This is a genomic window from Rhodococcus sp. OAS809 (assembly GCF_040546695.1).
GTDB classification, from domain to species: domain Bacteria; phylum Actinomycetota; class Actinomycetes; order Mycobacteriales; family Mycobacteriaceae; genus Rhodococcus_F; species Rhodococcus_F qingshengii.
Window position 1 is genome coordinate 3,775,062 of sequence record NZ_JBEPOI010000002.1, and the last position, 16,036, is coordinate 3,791,097.

At 63.9% G+C, this 16,036-nt stretch carries 14 protein-coding genes; 9 read left to right on the forward strand and 5 right to left on the reverse strand.

Annotated elements, in window-relative coordinates; all coding sequences use genetic code 11:
* The first annotated feature begins 14 nt into the window (after positions 1 to 14).
* Positions 15 to 623 (forward strand): TetR/AcrR family transcriptional regulator, encoded by a 609-nt coding sequence (locus ABIE52_RS20720; RefSeq protein WP_158170230.1) that lies wholly within the window; start codon positions 15 to 17, stop codon positions 621 to 623.
* A 13-nt stretch (positions 624 to 636) separates the two neighbouring features.
* On the opposite strand, the gene ABIE52_RS20725 is transcribed toward ABIE52_RS20720, so the two are convergent.
* From ABIE52_RS20725 to ABIE52_RS20735, 3 genes are read right to left on the reverse strand one after another with little or no spacing between them, the layout of a single operon-like run.
* Positions 637 to 1,620, reverse strand: coding sequence for an alpha/beta hydrolase (locus tag ABIE52_RS20725; protein ID WP_030535811.1), 984 nt, complete (start codon positions 1,618 to 1,620; stop codon positions 637 to 639).
* A gap of 19 nt (positions 1,621 to 1,639) precedes the next feature.
* A complete protein-coding gene (locus ABIE52_RS20730) occupies positions 1,640 to 2,548 on the reverse strand; it encodes a PIN domain-containing protein (RefSeq protein WP_042447630.1) in 909 nt (302 codons plus the stop codon).
* A 54-nt stretch (positions 2,549 to 2,602) separates the two neighbouring features.
* Positions 2,603 to 3,076 (reverse strand): GtrA family protein, encoded by a 474-nt coding sequence (locus ABIE52_RS20735; RefSeq protein ID WP_074447111.1) that lies wholly within the window; start codon positions 3,074 to 3,076, stop codon positions 2,603 to 2,605.
* A gap of 63 nt (positions 3,077 to 3,139) precedes the next feature.
* Here ABIE52_RS20735 and dprE1 point away from each other — a divergent pair, with 63 nt between their 5' ends.
* From dprE1 to ABIE52_RS20760, 5 genes are all read left to right on the forward strand, one after another.
* Complete coding sequence (gene dprE1, locus ABIE52_RS20740; protein WP_003943934.1) at positions 3,140 to 4,573, forward strand: decaprenylphosphoryl-beta-D-ribose oxidase; 1,434 nt, start codon at positions 3,140 to 3,142, stop codon at positions 4,571 to 4,573.
* Positions 4,570 to 5,331 carry a decaprenylphospho-beta-D-erythro-pentofuranosid-2-ulose 2-reductase gene (dprE2, locus tag ABIE52_RS20745; RefSeq protein ID WP_007731800.1) on the forward strand — a complete coding sequence of 254 codons (762 nt, stop codon included), beginning with the start codon at positions 4,570 to 4,572 and terminating at the stop codon, positions 5,329 to 5,331. Before dprE1 ends, dprE2 begins: the two co-directional genes overlap by 4 nt.
* 90 nt (positions 5,332 to 5,421) lie before the next feature.
* The gene (locus ABIE52_RS20750) at positions 5,422 to 7,275 is read left to right on the forward strand and encodes a galactan 5-O-arabinofuranosyltransferase (protein WP_042921256.1); all 1,854 of its coding nucleotides are present in this window, start codon (positions 5,422 to 5,424) and stop codon (positions 7,273 to 7,275) included.
* Positions 7,276 to 7,348: 73 nt separating this feature from the next.
* Positions 7,349 to 7,957, forward strand: coding sequence for a TetR family transcriptional regulator (locus ABIE52_RS20755; protein ID WP_003943927.1), 609 nt, complete (start codon positions 7,349 to 7,351; stop codon positions 7,955 to 7,957).
* A 99-nt stretch (positions 7,958 to 8,056) separates the two neighbouring features.
* The gene (locus ABIE52_RS20760) at positions 8,057 to 8,689 is read left to right on the forward strand and encodes a hypothetical protein (protein ID WP_202022615.1); all 633 of its coding nucleotides are present in this window, start codon (positions 8,057 to 8,059) and stop codon (positions 8,687 to 8,689) included.
* A gap of 21 nt (positions 8,690 to 8,710) precedes the next feature.
* Here the strand turns inward: ABIE52_RS20760 and ABIE52_RS20765 are convergent, their stop codons facing one another.
* Entirely contained in the window at positions 8,711 to 9,382 is a 672-nt protein-coding gene (locus ABIE52_RS20765) for an MspA family porin (protein WP_354541526.1), read from the reverse strand.
* 334 nt (positions 9,383 to 9,716) lie between these two features.
* Here ABIE52_RS20765 and ABIE52_RS20770 point away from each other — a divergent pair, with 334 nt between their 5' ends.
* Positions 9,717 to 11,549, forward strand: a complete 1,833-nt coding sequence (locus ABIE52_RS20770) for a glycosyl transferase (protein ID WP_192712868.1) — start codon at positions 9,717 to 9,719, stop codon at positions 11,547 to 11,549.
* Positions 11,550 to 11,558: 9 nt separating this feature from the next.
* Here the strand turns inward: ABIE52_RS20770 and map are convergent, their stop codons facing one another.
* Complete coding sequence (gene map / locus ABIE52_RS20775; protein WP_030535815.1) at positions 11,559 to 12,323, reverse strand: type I methionyl aminopeptidase; 765 nt, start codon at positions 12,321 to 12,323, stop codon at positions 11,559 to 11,561.
* Positions 12,324 to 12,372: 49 nt separating this feature from the next.
* Between map and ABIE52_RS20780 the strand changes: the two genes are divergently transcribed.
* Together ABIE52_RS20780 and ABIE52_RS20785 are read left to right on the forward strand one after the other, a co-directional pair.
* Entirely contained in the window at positions 12,373 to 12,642 is a 270-nt protein-coding gene (locus ABIE52_RS20780; protein WP_003943854.1) for a helix-turn-helix domain-containing protein, read from the forward strand.
* Between the two features lie 82 nt (positions 12,643 to 12,724).
* Positions 12,725 to 15,979: an arabinosyltransferase domain-containing protein gene (locus tag ABIE52_RS20785; protein WP_065455069.1), complete on the forward strand. Its 3,255-nt coding sequence runs from the start codon at positions 12,725 to 12,727 to the stop codon at positions 15,977 to 15,979.
* The last annotated feature ends 57 nt before the right edge of the window (positions 15,980 to 16,036 follow it).

Here is a 16,036-nt window from a genome sequence, read left to right on the forward strand (position 1 = left end):
GGCAGGAACACCGAATGGCGTCGACACGCAAGCAGGAGATTTCCGAGGAAACCAGACGGCGACTGGTGAAAGCCGCGGCCGAACTGGCTGCCGAAGGCGGGTCGACCGCGATGTCCGTACAAGCCGTGGCAGAAAGATCCGGTATCAGCAGAGGGTCCGTGGCCTGGCACTTCGGATCGAAGGACGGGCTTCTACGAGCCGTCGTCGAGGACGCATTCCGGTGGGGCATGGAAAAGCTACGCGCAGAGTTGGCATCATCCTCGGCGACTGGAATCGAAGCATTGATCGAAGCCAACTTCGTACTGATGTCATACCCCGAGGCACGAATTTTCTCGACCATCTTGATCGAAGCCGTGATTCCCGGGTCCACCATCCGCGAGACCTACGCAGAGCAGTACGTCGCAATGCGAACGCTGTACGCGGACTACCTGCGTTCGATCGACACCCCGGTCACCAATCCGGAGTTGGTTGCCGTCACCCTTCTGGCCGGCACTCTCGGGATCAACCTCCAACATCGCCTCGATCCCGACAACGTCGATCGACGTTCAGCAGTAACCGAGCTCGAATCGATCTATGCCCGCGCGATGGCACCTACCACAACGTCAGGACACGAGAATCCCTAACCGGACCGGAAGTTCAACTTCCCGAACAACTTTCGCCCGCGACCTGGGGCGGGACCGCATCCAGCCTGGCGCGAATGAACCTGGCAACGTCACGTAGCGCAGCCCGGCTCTCCGGCAAGCCAGGCCAGACGGCGGGAAACGCGTGAACCTGGCCGTTCCAGATCTGCAGCGAGCACGGCACCCCCGCGGCGGCGAGCCGTTGCGCCATCACCTCCGAATCGACTCTGAGCACCTCGGATTCGGCGGCGATCAGCAACGACGGCGGCAGAGCGGCCAGATCGCCGTCGACGGGTGAGTTCGTCTGTCCGCCAAGCTTTCCGATCGCCATCAATGCCGACACCGGGGCGATCACGTCGCGTCGAGCGTTGGCGTGGACTGATTTGGTGGTGCAATCGAGATCGAGGAGAGGTGAGAGCCCGACAAGACCGGCCGGAACCTCGAGCCCCGCGGAAACAGCTGCAAGTGCCGTCGCGAAGACCAGAAAGCCTCCGGCCGAATCGCCAACGAAGACAACCTTTTCCGGCAAGGCTCCCTGTTCGAGGAGCCACCGGTATGCATCGAGACAGTCGTCGACGGACCCGCTGATGCTCGTGCTCGGCAACTGTCGATATGCGATGTGCAGGACCGGAAGGCCGGTTCGCTTGGCGATGCTTGCAACGACCGGCCGATGCGTGTTGAGCCCGCAGCACATGAACCCGCCGCCGTGCAGGTAGAGAACAACACCGTCGCGCAGATCAGCCGTCGAGCCTGCCGTCCGCACGAGTTCACCGTCGAAACCTGGAAAGCGAATCGCTTCCCGATCGATCCCGGACGGAATGCGTACACCCGCGGCCGAGTCCAGCACTGCGGCGCGGCGCATGGCGCCAGGCGTCAGCGGCGCGATCCCGACCACGGGCCGAAGCATCCATCGGCACGCGTTGTAGAGGACCTGCGATTCGATACTCGGCCTGCCGTATCGAGTTCCGGTCCTTCGACTGACTGTCGGCAACAGAGACATCTGTCCAGATTAGAAGCGATCAGGCACCGAAGAGGTCGACTTCGTCGAGATCGTCGACGATCGTGACCTTTCGTTTCCGCCCGCCGATGACCTTGCCCAGACCGCGCAGTCCACCGGACTGAGCTTTCGGGGCGGGTTCGATGCGCTGCGGCGCAACTCTCGTCCGCGCTGCGCGCTGAACAGGCTTGGGGGCGGGGGCTGCTGCAGGTGCCGCGGGTTCGGGAACCTCGGCTGGAACCACCGCTTCCGGCTCCACGAAGCCCTGAGCAACCGGGGCCTCGGGCGCGACCTCAGCGGCTTCCTCGACCTCCGCCACTTGCTCCACCTGCACCGGTCCGTCGATCACCGGGATGTCCGACGCCCAGCGGACCCGATACTCCAGACCGCGCGACGCCAGCTCACGCGCGAGATCGCCGTGCCAGACCCCGTCTTCGCCGTCGCCGTATGCCCGTGCGTCGGAGCTCACCCAGATGACGTCGACGCCCGGGTTGCGGTCGGCGAGATCGAGCACGGTCAGCCAGTTCAGCGTCGCCGGATATCCGTCTCGCTTCTTCTTGTCGGTATAGGGCCGACGCAGCGAGATCGCCCTCTCGGCCACCTCGAGATGCGAAACGTCGACTGGATCGACCACTTCGACGCCGATCGCCACGAGGTCTTCGATCACGTCGTCGACGTAGCCGTCGGCCTTGTCGTGAGCCGCGTCGACGAACCTCGTAAGGTCGCGCCGCAACCCCAGTCGGTCGTACATGCGCGCCTGGACGCTCAGGGCCGCGATCATCTCCGCCGATTCCTCGCGGTAGCGACTCGCAACCTCGAGGACGACCAATCGCGGCACGACGACGCGGTGTCCGAGTGCGCGAGCGTCGGCGATGGCAGTGTCGAACCGTGCGCCCCTGGTCAGGGCCGAAGAATCGAGAACGATGATCATGGGCTCGATTCTCTCTCGAGAAACCGGACGAATGCGCTAATCCACCCCGAACCGTTACTTGATCTTGAAGATCACTGCCCGCTGAACGATGAAGTTGATGACCGTCGCGGTGCCCTGCGCGATGACGAAGGCCAGCGGTGTCCGCCACCAATGCTCGTCGAAGACATGGACCATCAGTTCGTTGAGTCCGACCTGAACCGCAAAAGTGACCGCGTACAGCGCGACTACAGCGATGAAGCGGGCGCGAGAAGGCTCGGCCTTGAACGTCCACCGACGATTGATGAGGTACGCCGTCGTGGTGCCCGCAACGAAGCTCAGCGATTTTGCGGCGACGCGCGGCAACCCCAACGCGAGGAGCAGCACATACAGCCCGTAGTCCACGACCGCCGACAGCCCACCCGTCGCGACGAACCGGACGATCTGCGTTTTCAGGTCCAACGCGTCGTCGGCGATGTCCGTCGTGACAGGAATCTCGACGGGCAGCGGGACGTGGGGTTCGTGCTGGTGACTTGCAGGTGTTTCGGGCACGACGACGAGAGTAACCACTCGAGTCGGAGCCGTCGGCACTACTCCCAGGTAACCTCTACCTTGATGTCCACGACAGCAGAAGAGACGCCGCAGCCGGCTCTCCACACCCAAGCCCGCACCCTCACCGGTTGGGGACGCACCGCCGCCACCACTGCACAGGTGCTGTCCACCCCCGACGTGGAAGTGATCGCCAACGCGGTCGCCCAGGTTGCGGAACAGAACGATTCCAAGCCCTCGCATCTGCGACGCGGCGTCATCGCGCGCGGCCTCGGCCGCTCGTACGGTGACCCAGCGCAGAACGCCGGCGGCCTGGTCATCGACATGAATGCACTCAGCCGCATTCACCGCATCGATCGCGACACCGCTCTGGTGGACGTCGACGCCGGCGTGAATCTGGATCAGCTGATGAAGGCTGCTCTGCCGTTCGGCCTGTGGGTTCCGGTCCTGCCGGGTACTCGTCAGGTCACGATCGGCGGCGCCATCGGCTCGGATATCCACGGCAAGAACCACCACAGCGCGGGCAGCTTCGGCAACCACGTCGTGTCGTTGGATCTGCTGACGGCCGACGGCAAAGTTCGCACGCTCACCCCCAAGGGCGGGCGCAACGACCCGAAGGCCGCACTGTTCTGGGCCACGATCGGCGGCATGGGCCTGACGGGCATCATCTTGCGGGCAACCATCAAGATGACACCGACCGAGACGGCGTACTTCATCGCCGACGGCGACGTCACCAACAGCCTCGACGAGACCATCGCGCTGCACAGCGACGGCAGCGAGGCCAACTACGAGTATTCGAGCGCCTGGTTCGACGCGATTTCCGCGCCCCCGAAGCTCGGTCGTGCGGCAGTCTCGCGCGGATCTCTGGCGAAGCTCGACCAGCTTCCGGCCAAGCTGCAGAAGAACCCGCTCGCCTTCGACGCACCGCAGTTGCTGACGTTCCCCGACGTCTTCCCGAACGGGCTGGCCAACAAGTTCAACTTCACCGCGATCGGTGAGGTCTGGTTCCGCAAGTCCGGCAAGTATCGCGGCAAGGTCCAGAATCTGACGCAGTTCTACCACCCGCTCGACATGTTCGGTGAGTGGAACCGCGCGTACGGATCCAACGGATTCCTGCAGTACCAGTTCGTGGTTCCGCCGGAGGCCGTCGACGAGTTCAAGAAGATCATCGTCGACATCCAGCGCAGCGGGCACTACTCGTTCCTCAACGTGTTCAAGCTCTTCGGCGAAGGCAATCAGGCGCCGCTGAGCTTCCCGATCCCGGGCTGGAACATCTGCGTCGACTTCCGCATCAAGCCGGGCCTGAACGAGTTCGTCACCGAACTCGACAAGCGTGTCCTCGAATTCGGCGGACGCCTGTACACGGCCAAGGACTCGCGGACGTCCGCGGAAACCTTCCACGCCATGTACCCGCGCATCGACGAGTGGATCGCGACGCGCCGCAAGTACGACCCCACAGGCGTTTTCGCCTCCGATATGTCCAGAAGGCTGGAACTGTGATCAACGCTGTAGGTAACCCGCAAACCGTTTTGCTTCTCGGTGGAACCTCCGAGATCGGCCTCGCCATCTGTGAGGAATACCTGAAGAAGGCGCCGCTCCGCGTCGTTCTGGCGGCACTCCCTGGCGATCCGGGACGCGAAGCTGCGGTCAAGCAGCTCGAAGCGAAGGGTGCCACCTCGGTGGAGCTCATCGATTTCGACGCCGTTGATTTCGAATCGCACCCGAAGGTGATCGACCAGGCGTTCTCGAACGGTGACGTCGACGTCGCCATCGTCGCCTTCGCACTGGACGGTGACTCCGAAGAGCTGTGGCAGAACCAGCGCAAGGCCGTTCTGGTGGCAAACGTCAACTACACCGCTTCCGTCTCGGTCGGTGTTCTTCTCGGCGAGAAGATGAAGGCTCAGGGCTTCGGCAAGATCATCGCGATGTCGTCGGTTGCCGGCGAGCGCGTCAAGCGTGCCAACTTCGTCTACGGATCCACCAAGGCGGGCCTCGACGGTTTCTACCTCGGACTCGGCGAGGCTCTCGCGGAATTCGGACCGCAGGTCACCGTCGTTCGCCCCGGCATGGTGCGCACGCAGTTCAGTGCCCACGTCAAGGAAGCTCCGCTGACGGTCAACAAGGACATCGTCGCGAAGCTCGCTGTTGCCGCCTCGGACAAGGGCAAGGAAATCGTCTGGACTCCCGGCCCGTGGCGCTTCGTCATGATGGGTCTTCGCCACGTGCCGCGCCCGATCTTCCGGAAGTTGCCGGTTTAAGCTCCTCCCGTGCCAGAAACAACAACTGCTCCGAGTACAGACCTTTCGACCCCGTCGCCGTGGCGTAATGCCGCGGCGACGGTGGTGGAAATGGCCCTCGGAGCGCTGGTCGCCGCTGTTGTAGCCGCTGTCGGGCTCTTTGCTTTCGGCCGAGTGCAGTGGCCGGCGTTCACCTCTTCCAATGTCACGCAGGCAGTCACGACGGTGCTGCAGGTGCTCTGCATCGCAGTGGTCGGTGTTGCGGTTCTGATGTTCCGCGCCCGCAAGGCCGAGCGGGTCGCAAAACTCCTCTCGTGGGCCGGGCTCTCCGGCTTCGTCACCACGACGCTCGGACTTCCCCTGGCCGCGACGAGTCTGTATCTGCACGGCGTCTCGGTCGATCAGCAGTTCCGGACCGAGTACCTGACCCGGCTGACGGATTCTGCTGCGCTGCAGGACATGACGTACGTGGATCTGCCGCCGTTCTACCCGGCCGGCTGGTTCTGGATCGGTGGACGCGTCGCGAACCTGCTGGGAATGGACGGCTGGGAAGCCTTCAAGCCTTATGCGATCGGCTCGTTGGCTGTCGTCGCCGTCGTTGCACTCGTGTTGTGGACCAAGCTGATTCGACGCGATTGGGCCGTCGTCGCGGCATTGGCCGTCACTGCCGTCGTGTTGGCGTACAACTCCCCCGAGGCGTACGGCGCCGTCATCAACCTCCTGATCCCGCCAGTGCTGATCCTCGCGTGGGGCGCATTGGACCGGCCGGGGGCATCTCGATTTGCCGGAGCCGGCGCAATACTCGGGACGGGCCTGTTCCTCGGTCTCGCCGCAACGGTCTACACGCTCTATCTCGGATTCGCCGCGTTCGCAGTGACTCTGATGGCCTTGGTTGCCGCAGTACTTGCCGCACGCGCCCAGAACACGTGGAAAGCCGCACTGGGATCCCTCGTCAGGCTCGCCGTGATCGCGGTGATCTCCGGCCTGGTGGCTCTGACCGTCTGGACGCCGTACCTGCTGAAGGCACTCTCCGGTGCCACCGCAGAGTCCGGCACCGCAATGCACTACCTCCCCGATTCCGGTGCGGTGCTGCCCTTCCCGATGCTGAGCTTCACCCTCGTCGGCGGACTGTGCCTACTCGGCACGATCTGGCTGATTTCGCGGTTCCTGTTCTCCCGCCGCGCCCGAGCACTCGGTATCGGTGTCATTGCCGTGTACCTGTGGGCATTGCTGTCCATGACGTTCACCGTCGCCGGCAGTACGCTCCTCGGTTTCCGACTGGAGCCGGTCCTGATCGGACTCCTTGCCGCCGCCGGTGTGTTCGGTTTCTTCGAGTTCGCCGGTTGGATCGTGCTGGCCACCAGCGAAAATCCTCGCGTCAAAGCGGTACTGGTTGCACTCGGTGTCATCGGAGCCATCGCCTTCGCGCAGAACATCCCGCAGGTGCTGGCGCCGGATATCGCTGTGGCATACAGCGATACCGACGGCAACGGCGAGCGCGGGGACAAGCGACCCCCGGGTGCCGAAGCCAATTACGCCGACATCGACCGGATCATTCGCGAGCAGTTGGGACGCGAACCCCATGACACGGTGGTCCTCACTGCCGACATCGGCTTCCTCAGCTTCTACCCGTACTTCGGCTTTCAAGGACTGACGTCGCACTACGCGAACCCGCTCGCCGATTTCCGTGCGCGCGCTGCGCTGATCGAGCAGTGGTCGGAACTGAAGACGCCTGACGAACTGATAGCTGCGCTGGACTCGGCGCCGTGGCGCAGCCCCGACGCCTTCGTCTTCCGCCAGGGCGCCGACGGGTACACGCTGCGGTTGGCAGAGGACGTCTACCCCAACGACCCGAACGTCCGCCGCTACACGGTCACGTTCCCCAAGGAACTGTTCGACGATCCTCGTTTCACCGTGACCGAGCAGGGGCCGTTTGTGGTCGTTACCCGCTCTGACGCAATCTAACCAGGAGATACGTCACAAAAGGCTTACCGTCGAGGTCGTTGACGCGACCCCGACGCACCCCTAGCTTCATACCGTGCCCCGAACCGATGCCCGAGCGGCGATGATCGATGCAGCCGAGCGTCTGGTTGCCGAGCGAGGTCTGGCCGCTCTGACTCTTCGTGATGTTCAGACCGAAGCCGGGCAGGCCAACAAATCGGCTGCGCAGTATCACTTCGGGTCACGTGAAGGTTTGCTGGCGGCCGTCGTCGAGTCCAGAATGCGACCTGCCGGTGAGCGTCGTCGTGAGTTGCTCGACACGATCGATCTCGACGCGAATCCACCGACGATGCGTGCCCTCGTCGAGGCTCTCGTCCTGCCGTTGGCGGAACAGACCATCTACCGCGAGGGCACGTTGTACGCGCGGTTCCTGGTGCAGTCGATCTTCGACCCGGCGATGTCGTCGACTATCCGTGACCACATGCAGGCCGAGAGTTTCCGCGAAGTTCAGCGGCGGATAGTCGCTGCGTCCTCGTTACCGGCAGAGATCGCCGAACTTCGGGCAGGAACTCTGACCGTGCTCACCGTCGTCACTTTTGCCACGTGGGAAGGCCGCGTCGACAGCCGCGAACGTGCTCACGTGATCGTTGCCGACCTGATCGAAAGTTGCCTCGGAGCACTCTCGGCCCCGGCTGCGCAAATCTGACACGCTGTCCGGCGAGTTTGTTTCCGAAACTGCCGGGGTACTCAGCCCCTCCAAGCGCAGTCGAGCAAACGGCCGCATCAACCACCGGCGGGGTAGGTGATGACAGTGAGCGAACTCGTTGCGCAAAGCCGCGAGCTTGTACCGCATCGTGCAGTTCTCGATTCCGCAGAGCATGTTCTGGTCATTGCGCGCGGCAAACCGTTCGGGCGCGAACAGGCTTTCCATGAAGTGTTGAGCGTCGCGATTCGCAATCGCATCGAAGTACTCACTCTGGCAAGGGCTCTCATCGACGTGTCCGAGTCCCGCGACTACCGCGCGATCCCGACCGACACCGCGCACACTGTTGCGGTGCTCGAATGGGGCGAGCTACTCGAGATCCCCACCGAACACCACGAGAAGTCCAGGGCCGAGTCATCCGAGGACGTCGATGAATCGAGTGAACCCGACGATCCGATCGAACCCGAGTATCTGGTCGAGACCGACGTGGGCGGACGGGTCGTCTTCGTCGCCCTCGCGTTCACGATCGGCGGGATAGTCGGATTCTTCGCGCACGACTGGGCACTTCTGCTTCTGATCACCGCCGTGTACCTCGTGTGGATCGCGGCACGGTTGGTCGCGAAACTCGTCAGTGTTTCCCGTAGTGCCCACTGGGCAGACGCTTCGCCGATTCGTGGCGCCGATTCGACCACACGGAACGCGGAAAACTCCCACCATCACGCTGTTGCAGCGTGACGGCGGGAGCATCCGCTTTCGCTAAAGCCTCTGCGGTACACCGTAAGTGACGACGGTATCGCCATTCGACGTGACAGCCTTCGCGTACGGCCTGATGGTCACCGGACCGATTGCTCCCTGTACATAACCGTGAACTCCGGACAGACGGACAGCGGCTTCGGGACCGTCGAACTCCTGATCTTCGAGCAGTGCGACGTCGGTGATACCGCCCGGCGCCAGATCGACGTCAAGTTCCTGCGAAGGAATGATGTCACCACCGATGACGAACCCGTTCGATATGTCCAGTCCCAGTTCGAAGTCCGGAACCAGGCCGATCCCGAGGTTGGTTCCACTCTCGACAGCCCAGTCGAGACCAGGACTGTTGAGAACGACCGTCGTGCCGGTTAACGCGATCGGGTAACCGATCTGATAACCGATCGTCAGCTTCGTTCCGGTGAAGCTTGCCGCGTCCGGCCCGTCGATCTTCACGCCGGCAACCCCGTCGTGGAAGAACTCGACACTCAGCGGTGAGCTGTCGAGAGGCGGAAAGACATGGATAGCGGTATCAGCCTGGAAGACTTCTATCCGATTCCCTTTGACGTCGGTGATCGAACTGGTGTTGTCAACGCCTGCCGACGCCGTCCCACCCCCCAGGACAACGGCCAACAAGGCCACTGCTCCTACTGCGCTACTACGAACTGCTGTCTTCGACATGCACAAGCACCATCCCATCCGGTATAGGCCCCGGACGTAGGTTCCAACTCTTCGTCGAGGATGGGATTCGTCGGGGCTGCCTGAACAAACGCGAGCAAGATCCTTGTTGCGATACCCCGGTCACGAACCCGTCAAACGGTGCACGAAAACATTACTTTCCGGACAAGTCGGGCGGACCGATTTGTCCCGCTGACTGCGCCCGCTCGCGGACGCGAACCGTTTTGTTCGTTACTCTGACAGTGGAAGTTATCGAATCGAGACCTAAGTAGGCCACCCCGAACTTCTGAGATCGCCACTTCAGGGATGGGCGCCAGAACCGAAAGGCACCGACTGCATGACCGAGACCTTGCCCGACGTCCAACTGCTCGAAGAAGCACGTCCAGGGCGAGTCCGTTCAGCAGTGCGGCGCTCGGTCGTCCAGCGCGGTCGTCTGGTCGACCTCGCGATCATGGCGACGTTCACCGTTGCGGCGATCTACGTGATGTCCAACCTGTGGAGCGATCTGCAGTCCGGCTATCTGTTCAACGCGGGCCGCGACCAGGCCATGTGGGAATGGTTCTTCGCCGATACCGCTCACGCCCTCGCCCAGTTCCGCAGCCCACTGTTCAGTGACCTGCAGAATTACCCGCTCGGCGTGAACCTGATGGCCAATACCGCCATGTTCGGGATCAGCATCCCGCTGGCCCCGATCACGTTGATCTTCGGACCGACAGCCACGTATGCGATCGGACTGACTGCCGGCCTCGGCGGCACCGCTATCGCCTGGTACTGGGCATTCTCGCGGCACGTGCTGACCGGCGTCTCGGTCCGCTCCAAGATCGCCGCCGCCGTCGGAGCGGGGTTCTGCGGATTTGCGCCCGCCATGATCTCGCATGCCAACGGCCACCCGAACTTCGTCGCGTTCTTCGTACTTCCGTTCATATTCTTGCAGGTAGTGCGCATTTCGAACGGCAAGCGTCCGGTTCGCGACGGTGTCGTCCTCGGCCTACTCGTCGCCTGGCAGATCTTCCTCGGCGAAGAACCGCTCCTCATCTTCACGATGTCAGCCATGGTGTTCGGCGCCGCCTATGCACTGCCCGGCCTGGCCAAGTCGCGCCAGGCGATCAAGCGCGCGATGCCCGGCCTCGTGATCGGCGGCGCGGTCACACTCCTGATCACCGCGGTGCCGCTGTGGTCGCAGTTCTTCGGCCCAGCGAGCTACGACGGCGTCTCACACGGTCAGGCCGGCAACGACACCGCTGCACTCACCACGTTCCCGACCGAATCGGTTGCGGGCGACCCCGAGGGCGCGGAGTTCCGAATGAACCCGACCGAGGAGAACGCGTACTTCGGATGGCCGTTGGTGCTCCTGCTTCTCGGTGCAACGGTGTGGCTGTGGCGCATCCGTCTGACCCGCGCTGCCGCCGCCGTGATCGTGGTGATGGGTGTGCTCTCGCTCGGTTCCGAACTGACCATCGACGGTGACAAGACCGGCATCACCCTGCCGTGGAAACTCCTCGCAGACTTGCCGTTGTTCGAATCGGTGCTCGAATCCCGATTCGCGATGGGCGCGATTCCGGCGATCGGACTGTTGCTCACCCTCGGCACCTACCGCGCTTTTGTCGAACTTCGTGGACCGCGCCACACGGCCGCCGGTGTCTGGCTGGTGGCACTCGCCGTCGCGATGATTCCCCTGATCCCGACCCCCATCGACGCCGATCAGCGATCTGCGACGCCCGAATTCATCACCAGCGGCTCGTGGGAGAACTACGTCAGCGACGGCACCCTGGTGACGGTTCCCGTCGCGAGCGCCGAAGACGCCCGCGCACTGAGCTGGCAGGTCGACGCCGACTTCGGCTTCCCCATCGCCGGCGGGTACTTCGTCGGCCCGGATTCGAAGACCCGCGCCGGAATCTACGGCGCCGAGTCCCGGCCCACCTCGACCCTGCTGGTCAATGCCAAACAAACCGGCAAGGTCCCGTTGATCGACGTGGGCACCAGAGCGAACGCACTGACCGACCTGCGGTACTGGCACGCCGACGTACTGGTGCTTCCCCGATTCTCCGGCGACGACGCCCTGCGCCACACGGTCGACGAGCTGGTCGGCTTCGACGCCAAGCGCGTCGACGACGTGTGGGTGTGGGACGTACGAGACCTCGTGAGCGGCAAGACCTCCAACCAGAGCTGAGCGGGTTGATCAGCGGGTCATGATCACCGGACCGTCTTCGGTGATCGCGACCGTGTGCTCACTGTGCGCAGCCCGGGCGCCCGAAACGGTGCGAAGGGTCCACCCGTCGGCGTCGTGCCGGTAGTCGTCGGTTCCGTCGGCGATGAGCATCGGTTCGATGGCGATGACCAGGCCGGGACGCAGCCGGAAGCCTTTGCCTGCTCGACCTTCGTTGGGCACGTCCGGGCCTTCGTGCATCTCGCGGCCGATGCCGTGCCCACCGTGATCGGCCAGCATGCCGTACCCGCGGCCACGCGCGTACTGTCCGATCGCGGCACCGATGTCGCCCAATCGGTTTCCGGGCTGGGCAGCGGCAATGCCACGGGCAAGTGCCTCATCGGTCGCGTCGATCAGTGCCTGATCCTCACTACTCCCCCGCCCGACAGTGAAGCTGATGGCGGAGTCGCCGCACCAGCCGTCGAGTCTCGCGCCGCAGTCGATGCTGACCAGGTCACCGTCGCGAAGCCGGTACTCATTCGGGATACCGTGCACCACAGCATCGTTCACACTCGCACAGATGGCGCCTGGGAACGGCGTCGATGCCGTTGCCGGCCGGTAGTTCAAGAACAGCGCCGAGGCGCCGGCCGCCGAAATAACCTCCGCGGCAACGGCGTCCAATTCGAGCAACGTCACCCCGACGCTTGCCGCCTCACGCGCCGCAGCCAGAGCCTGCGCCGTGATTCTCCCAGCCGCCGCCATCGCGTCGATTTCCCCTGCGGTCTTGATTTCGACCATTTCGAACACCTTCCTTGTCGAATAACTATACCGGTATTACTATAAGCACATGGTGCGCGTGCCGCTGACGGCGGAAGAACTCGAACGAGGACTACGACTGGGTGAACTCCTGCGATCGGCGCGGGGGGACCGAAGCATGGTTCAGGTAGCGCTCGACGCCGGTATCTCGGTCGAAACTCTGCGCAAGATCGAAACCGGCCGCATCGCGACACCCGCCTTCTTCACCATCAGCGCGGTCGCGGAAGTGTTGGGTATTTCACTCGACACCATCGCCCGAACACTTGAAACACCACAATCCGAACAGGAAGTTGCATCCTGAGTAGTTCTCTCAGGATGTGCGGGCCCGCACTCGCCTAACATCGTTCCTTGTGCCGTCTGAAGTAGTAGTGCCCCCGAAACCCGTGCCCACTGGCCCCGAAGCTCCCCGAGAATCGGATTCCCAGAGAGTCCGGACGGCACGACTCATCGCGATAGTCACCGGCCTTCTTGGCCTGCTTCTTGCACTCGCTACGCCCTTCCTGCCCGTCAAGCAGGAAGCCGCGAGCATCGACTGGCCGCAGGGTGGGACCGTCAACAGCGTTTCGTCGCCGCTGATCTCCTACTCGCCCACATCGCTCGACATCACCATCCCGTGTTCCACTCTCGGCCAGTTGGGCGGCAGCGGCGGCACACTGCTCTCGACCATGCCGAACGGGGCGCCGGACCGAAACGCCCGCGGCCTCACCGTCCGCACCACTGCCGACCGCCTCGAAGCACTCACCCGCGATTCGGTATTGATCTCGACCCCGCTCGATCAACTGAGCGGGTGCACGGCGATCACCATCACGACCAACTCCGAGCAGACCGTCGCGGCGGTCACCGGTATCGACGGCGTCGGCACCACCCTGACCGGTGACTACCGCCCACAGGTTGTCGGCATCTTCACCGACTTGCAGGGCGCAGCGCCCGCCGGACTGTCCGCCCACATGGACGTCGACTCCCGGTTCTCGTCCAGCCCCACACTTCTCAAACTGTTCGCGATGATCGTCGCGGCACTCTCGACCATCGTCTCGCTGTACGCACTGCACCGGATCGACGGCGTCGACGGCCGTCGTGCACGGCGGTTCCTGCCGGCGCGATGGTGGAAGTTCACCGGCATCGACGCCCTGGTTATCGGCACGCTGGCGCTGTGGCATGTCTTCGGCGCCAACACTTCCGACGACGGTTACCTGCTCGGCATGGCCCGAGTCTCGGAGCACTCCGGGTACATGGCCAATTACTTCCGTTGGTTCGGCGTCCCCGAAGCGCCGTTCGGTTGGTACTACGACGTGCTGGCATTGTTCGCGAAGGTCAGCACCGCGAGCATGTGGATGCGCCTGCCCGCGCTGATCGCCGGCATTCTGTGTTGGATGGTGATCAGCCGCGAGGTGATCCCGCGACTCGGTGTTGCGGTGCGCCGCAACAAGGTTGCCATCTGGACCGGCGGGCTCGTGTTCCTCGCCTTCTGGTTGCCGTACAACAACGGCCTGCGCCCCGAGCCCATCATCGCCCTCGGCGCTCTGCTCACGTGGTGCTCCATCGAACGCGCCATCGCTACCGGACGTCTGTTGCCCGCCGCGATGGCCGTGCTGATCGCCGCATTCTCGCTGGCCGCCGGACCTTCCGGGTTGATCGCGATCGGCGCGTTGATCGCCGGCGCCCGGCCGATCCTGCAGATCCTGATCGCCCGCGGCAAACGCGTCGGCTTCCTGTCCCAGATCATGCCGATTCTCGCCGCCGGAACCGTGGTGCTCGTCGCGGTCTTCGCAGATCAAACCCTCGCGACAGTTCTCGAATCGACCAGAGTGCGAACGGCCGTCGGGCCGAACGTTCCGTGGTTCGAGGAACGGTTGCGTTGGGACGCACTGATGACCATCTCCCCCGACGGCTCACTGGCCCGCCGCTTCGGCATGTTCGTCATGATCGTCGGACTCGTCTTCTGCGTCATGATGATCCTGCGCAAGGGCCGGATCCCGGGCACCGCTATCGGGCCCTCCCGCCGAATCCTCGGCATCGTGTTCGCGTCGCTGCTCCTGATGCAGTTCACCCCCACCAAGTGGACTCACCACTTCGGTGTGTACGCCGGTCTGGCCGCCACGGTGGCCGTCCTCGCCGCCGTCGGTGTGAGTGCGTCGAGCATGCGTTCCAAACGAAACCGCGCGCTGTTCGCCGCGGGCATCCTGTTCATCCTCGCTGTGGCGTTCACGAGCTCCAACGGCTGGTGGTACGTCTCGAGTTACGGCGTCCCGTGGTGGGACAAGCCGCCGTCAATCGCCGGCAAGGGATTCTCGACGGCCTTCCTCGGCCTCACGATTCTCGCGCTGCTGCTGGCCGCGTGGTACCACGTCATGGAGCCGCGCCGGCGAAACGGCACAGAGGACAGCGTCAAGAAGACCAGGCGACTTCGCCTTCTCGCCCCGTCACCGTTGACCATCGCGGCCGGAGCGGTCGTGCTGTTCGAGGTGCTGTCCCTGCTCAAGGGCGCGGTCGCGCAGTACCCCGCGTATTCGATCGGCAAGTCCAACATCGAATCCGTCTTCGGCGGAAGCTGCGGTCTCGCGGGTGAGGTACTCGTCGAGTCCGATCCGAACGCCGGCGTTCTGCAATTGACGGATCGGCCCACCGATCTCGCCGGCGCGGGTGCATTCGGTGCGAGCGAATCAACCGGGTTCTCGCCGGACGGGGTTGCAGGCGACCTCACGGCCGACGCAGAAGACTCGACGGCAGGCAGTGCAAACAGCCTCGACACCTCGACCTCGCAGTCCGGCACCACCACGCCGGGAACCGGATCCGGCACCGCCGGTGGCTCGCAGTCGACGGCCGGCGTCAACGGCAGCAACGTCGCGCTCCCGTTCGGGCTCGACCCCGCAAAAACCCCGGTGCTCGGTAGTTACGGAGCACCTCAGAACGCGTCACTGACCACCGGTTGGTATTCACTCCCCGAGCGCAACGACGCCGCACCGCTCCTGACCGTCGCGGCCGCCGGACGCATCCGCTACGTCAACTCCGACGGCATCGTCACCCCCGGCGCAGTGCTGCAGGTCGAGTACGGCAAGAAGCAGGCCGACGGGAGCGTCGACGCACTGGGACGTGTCGATCCGATCGACATCGGCCCGTCGCCGTCGTGGCGCAACCTGCGCGTTCCGATGGATCAGCTGCCCGCAGACGCCGACACCGTGCGTCTGGTGGCCAGTGACACCGACATCAGCGCCGACCAGTGGCTGGCGGTCACACCGCCACGAGTGCCGACCATGCGCACGCTGCAGGACGTCGTCGGATCCACCGATCCCGTGCTGATGGACTGGGCTGTCGGTCTGGCCTTCCCGTGCCAACGTCCGGTGGATCACCTGTACGGCGTCGCCGAGATCCCCGACTGGCGCATCCTGCCCGACCGCATCGGCGCGGAGTCCACCAACGCCTGGCAGGACCACTACGGCGGCGGACCGCTCGGCTGGACTACCGAACTGCTCTCGGCCAGGGCATTGCCGACCTATCTGGACAACGACTGGGATCGTGACTGGGGATCGCTCGAGCAGTACACACCGCTCGATTCGGACGCGGTTCCCGCGCAAATGAACGTCACCACAGAGACCCGATCGGGCACCTGGACACCGGGCCCGATTCGTTACCAGTCGTAACTGTTACGCGTGGACCTACCAACCACCTGGGCACGGTAGGTCCACGCTCAGCCCTGA

Coding starts and splice junctions, on each gene's coding strand:
- ABIE52_RS20720 (WP_158170230.1), top strand. CDS start 15: ATGGCGTCGACACGCAAGCAGGAGATTTCCGAGGAAACCAGACGGCGA.
- ABIE52_RS20725 (WP_030535811.1), bottom strand. CDS start 1,620: ATGTCTCTGTTGCCGACAGTCAGTCGAAGGACCGGAACTCGATACGGC.
- ABIE52_RS20730 (WP_042447630.1), bottom strand. CDS start 2,548: ATGATCATCGTTCTCGATTCTTCGGCCCTGACCAGGGGCGCACGGTTC.
- dprE1 (WP_003943934.1), top strand. CDS start 3,140: ATGTCCACGACAGCAGAAGAGACGCCGCAGCCGGCTCTCCACACCCAA.
- ABIE52_RS20750 (WP_042921256.1), top strand. CDS start 5,422: ATGGCCCTCGGAGCGCTGGTCGCCGCTGTTGTAGCCGCTGTCGGGCTC.
- ABIE52_RS20760 (WP_202022615.1), top strand. CDS start 8,057: ATGACAGTGAGCGAACTCGTTGCGCAAAGCCGCGAGCTTGTACCGCAT.
- ABIE52_RS20765 (WP_354541526.1), bottom strand. CDS start 9,382: ATGTCGAAGACAGCAGTTCGTAGTAGCGCAGTAGGAGCAGTGGCCTTG.
- ABIE52_RS20770 (WP_192712868.1), top strand. CDS start 9,717: ATGACCGAGACCTTGCCCGACGTCCAACTGCTCGAAGAAGCACGTCCA.
- map (WP_030535815.1), bottom strand. CDS start 12,323: ATGGTCGAAATCAAGACCGCAGGGGAAATCGACGCGATGGCGGCGGCT.
- ABIE52_RS20780 (WP_003943854.1), top strand. CDS start 12,373: ATGGTGCGCGTGCCGCTGACGGCGGAAGAACTCGAACGAGGACTACGA.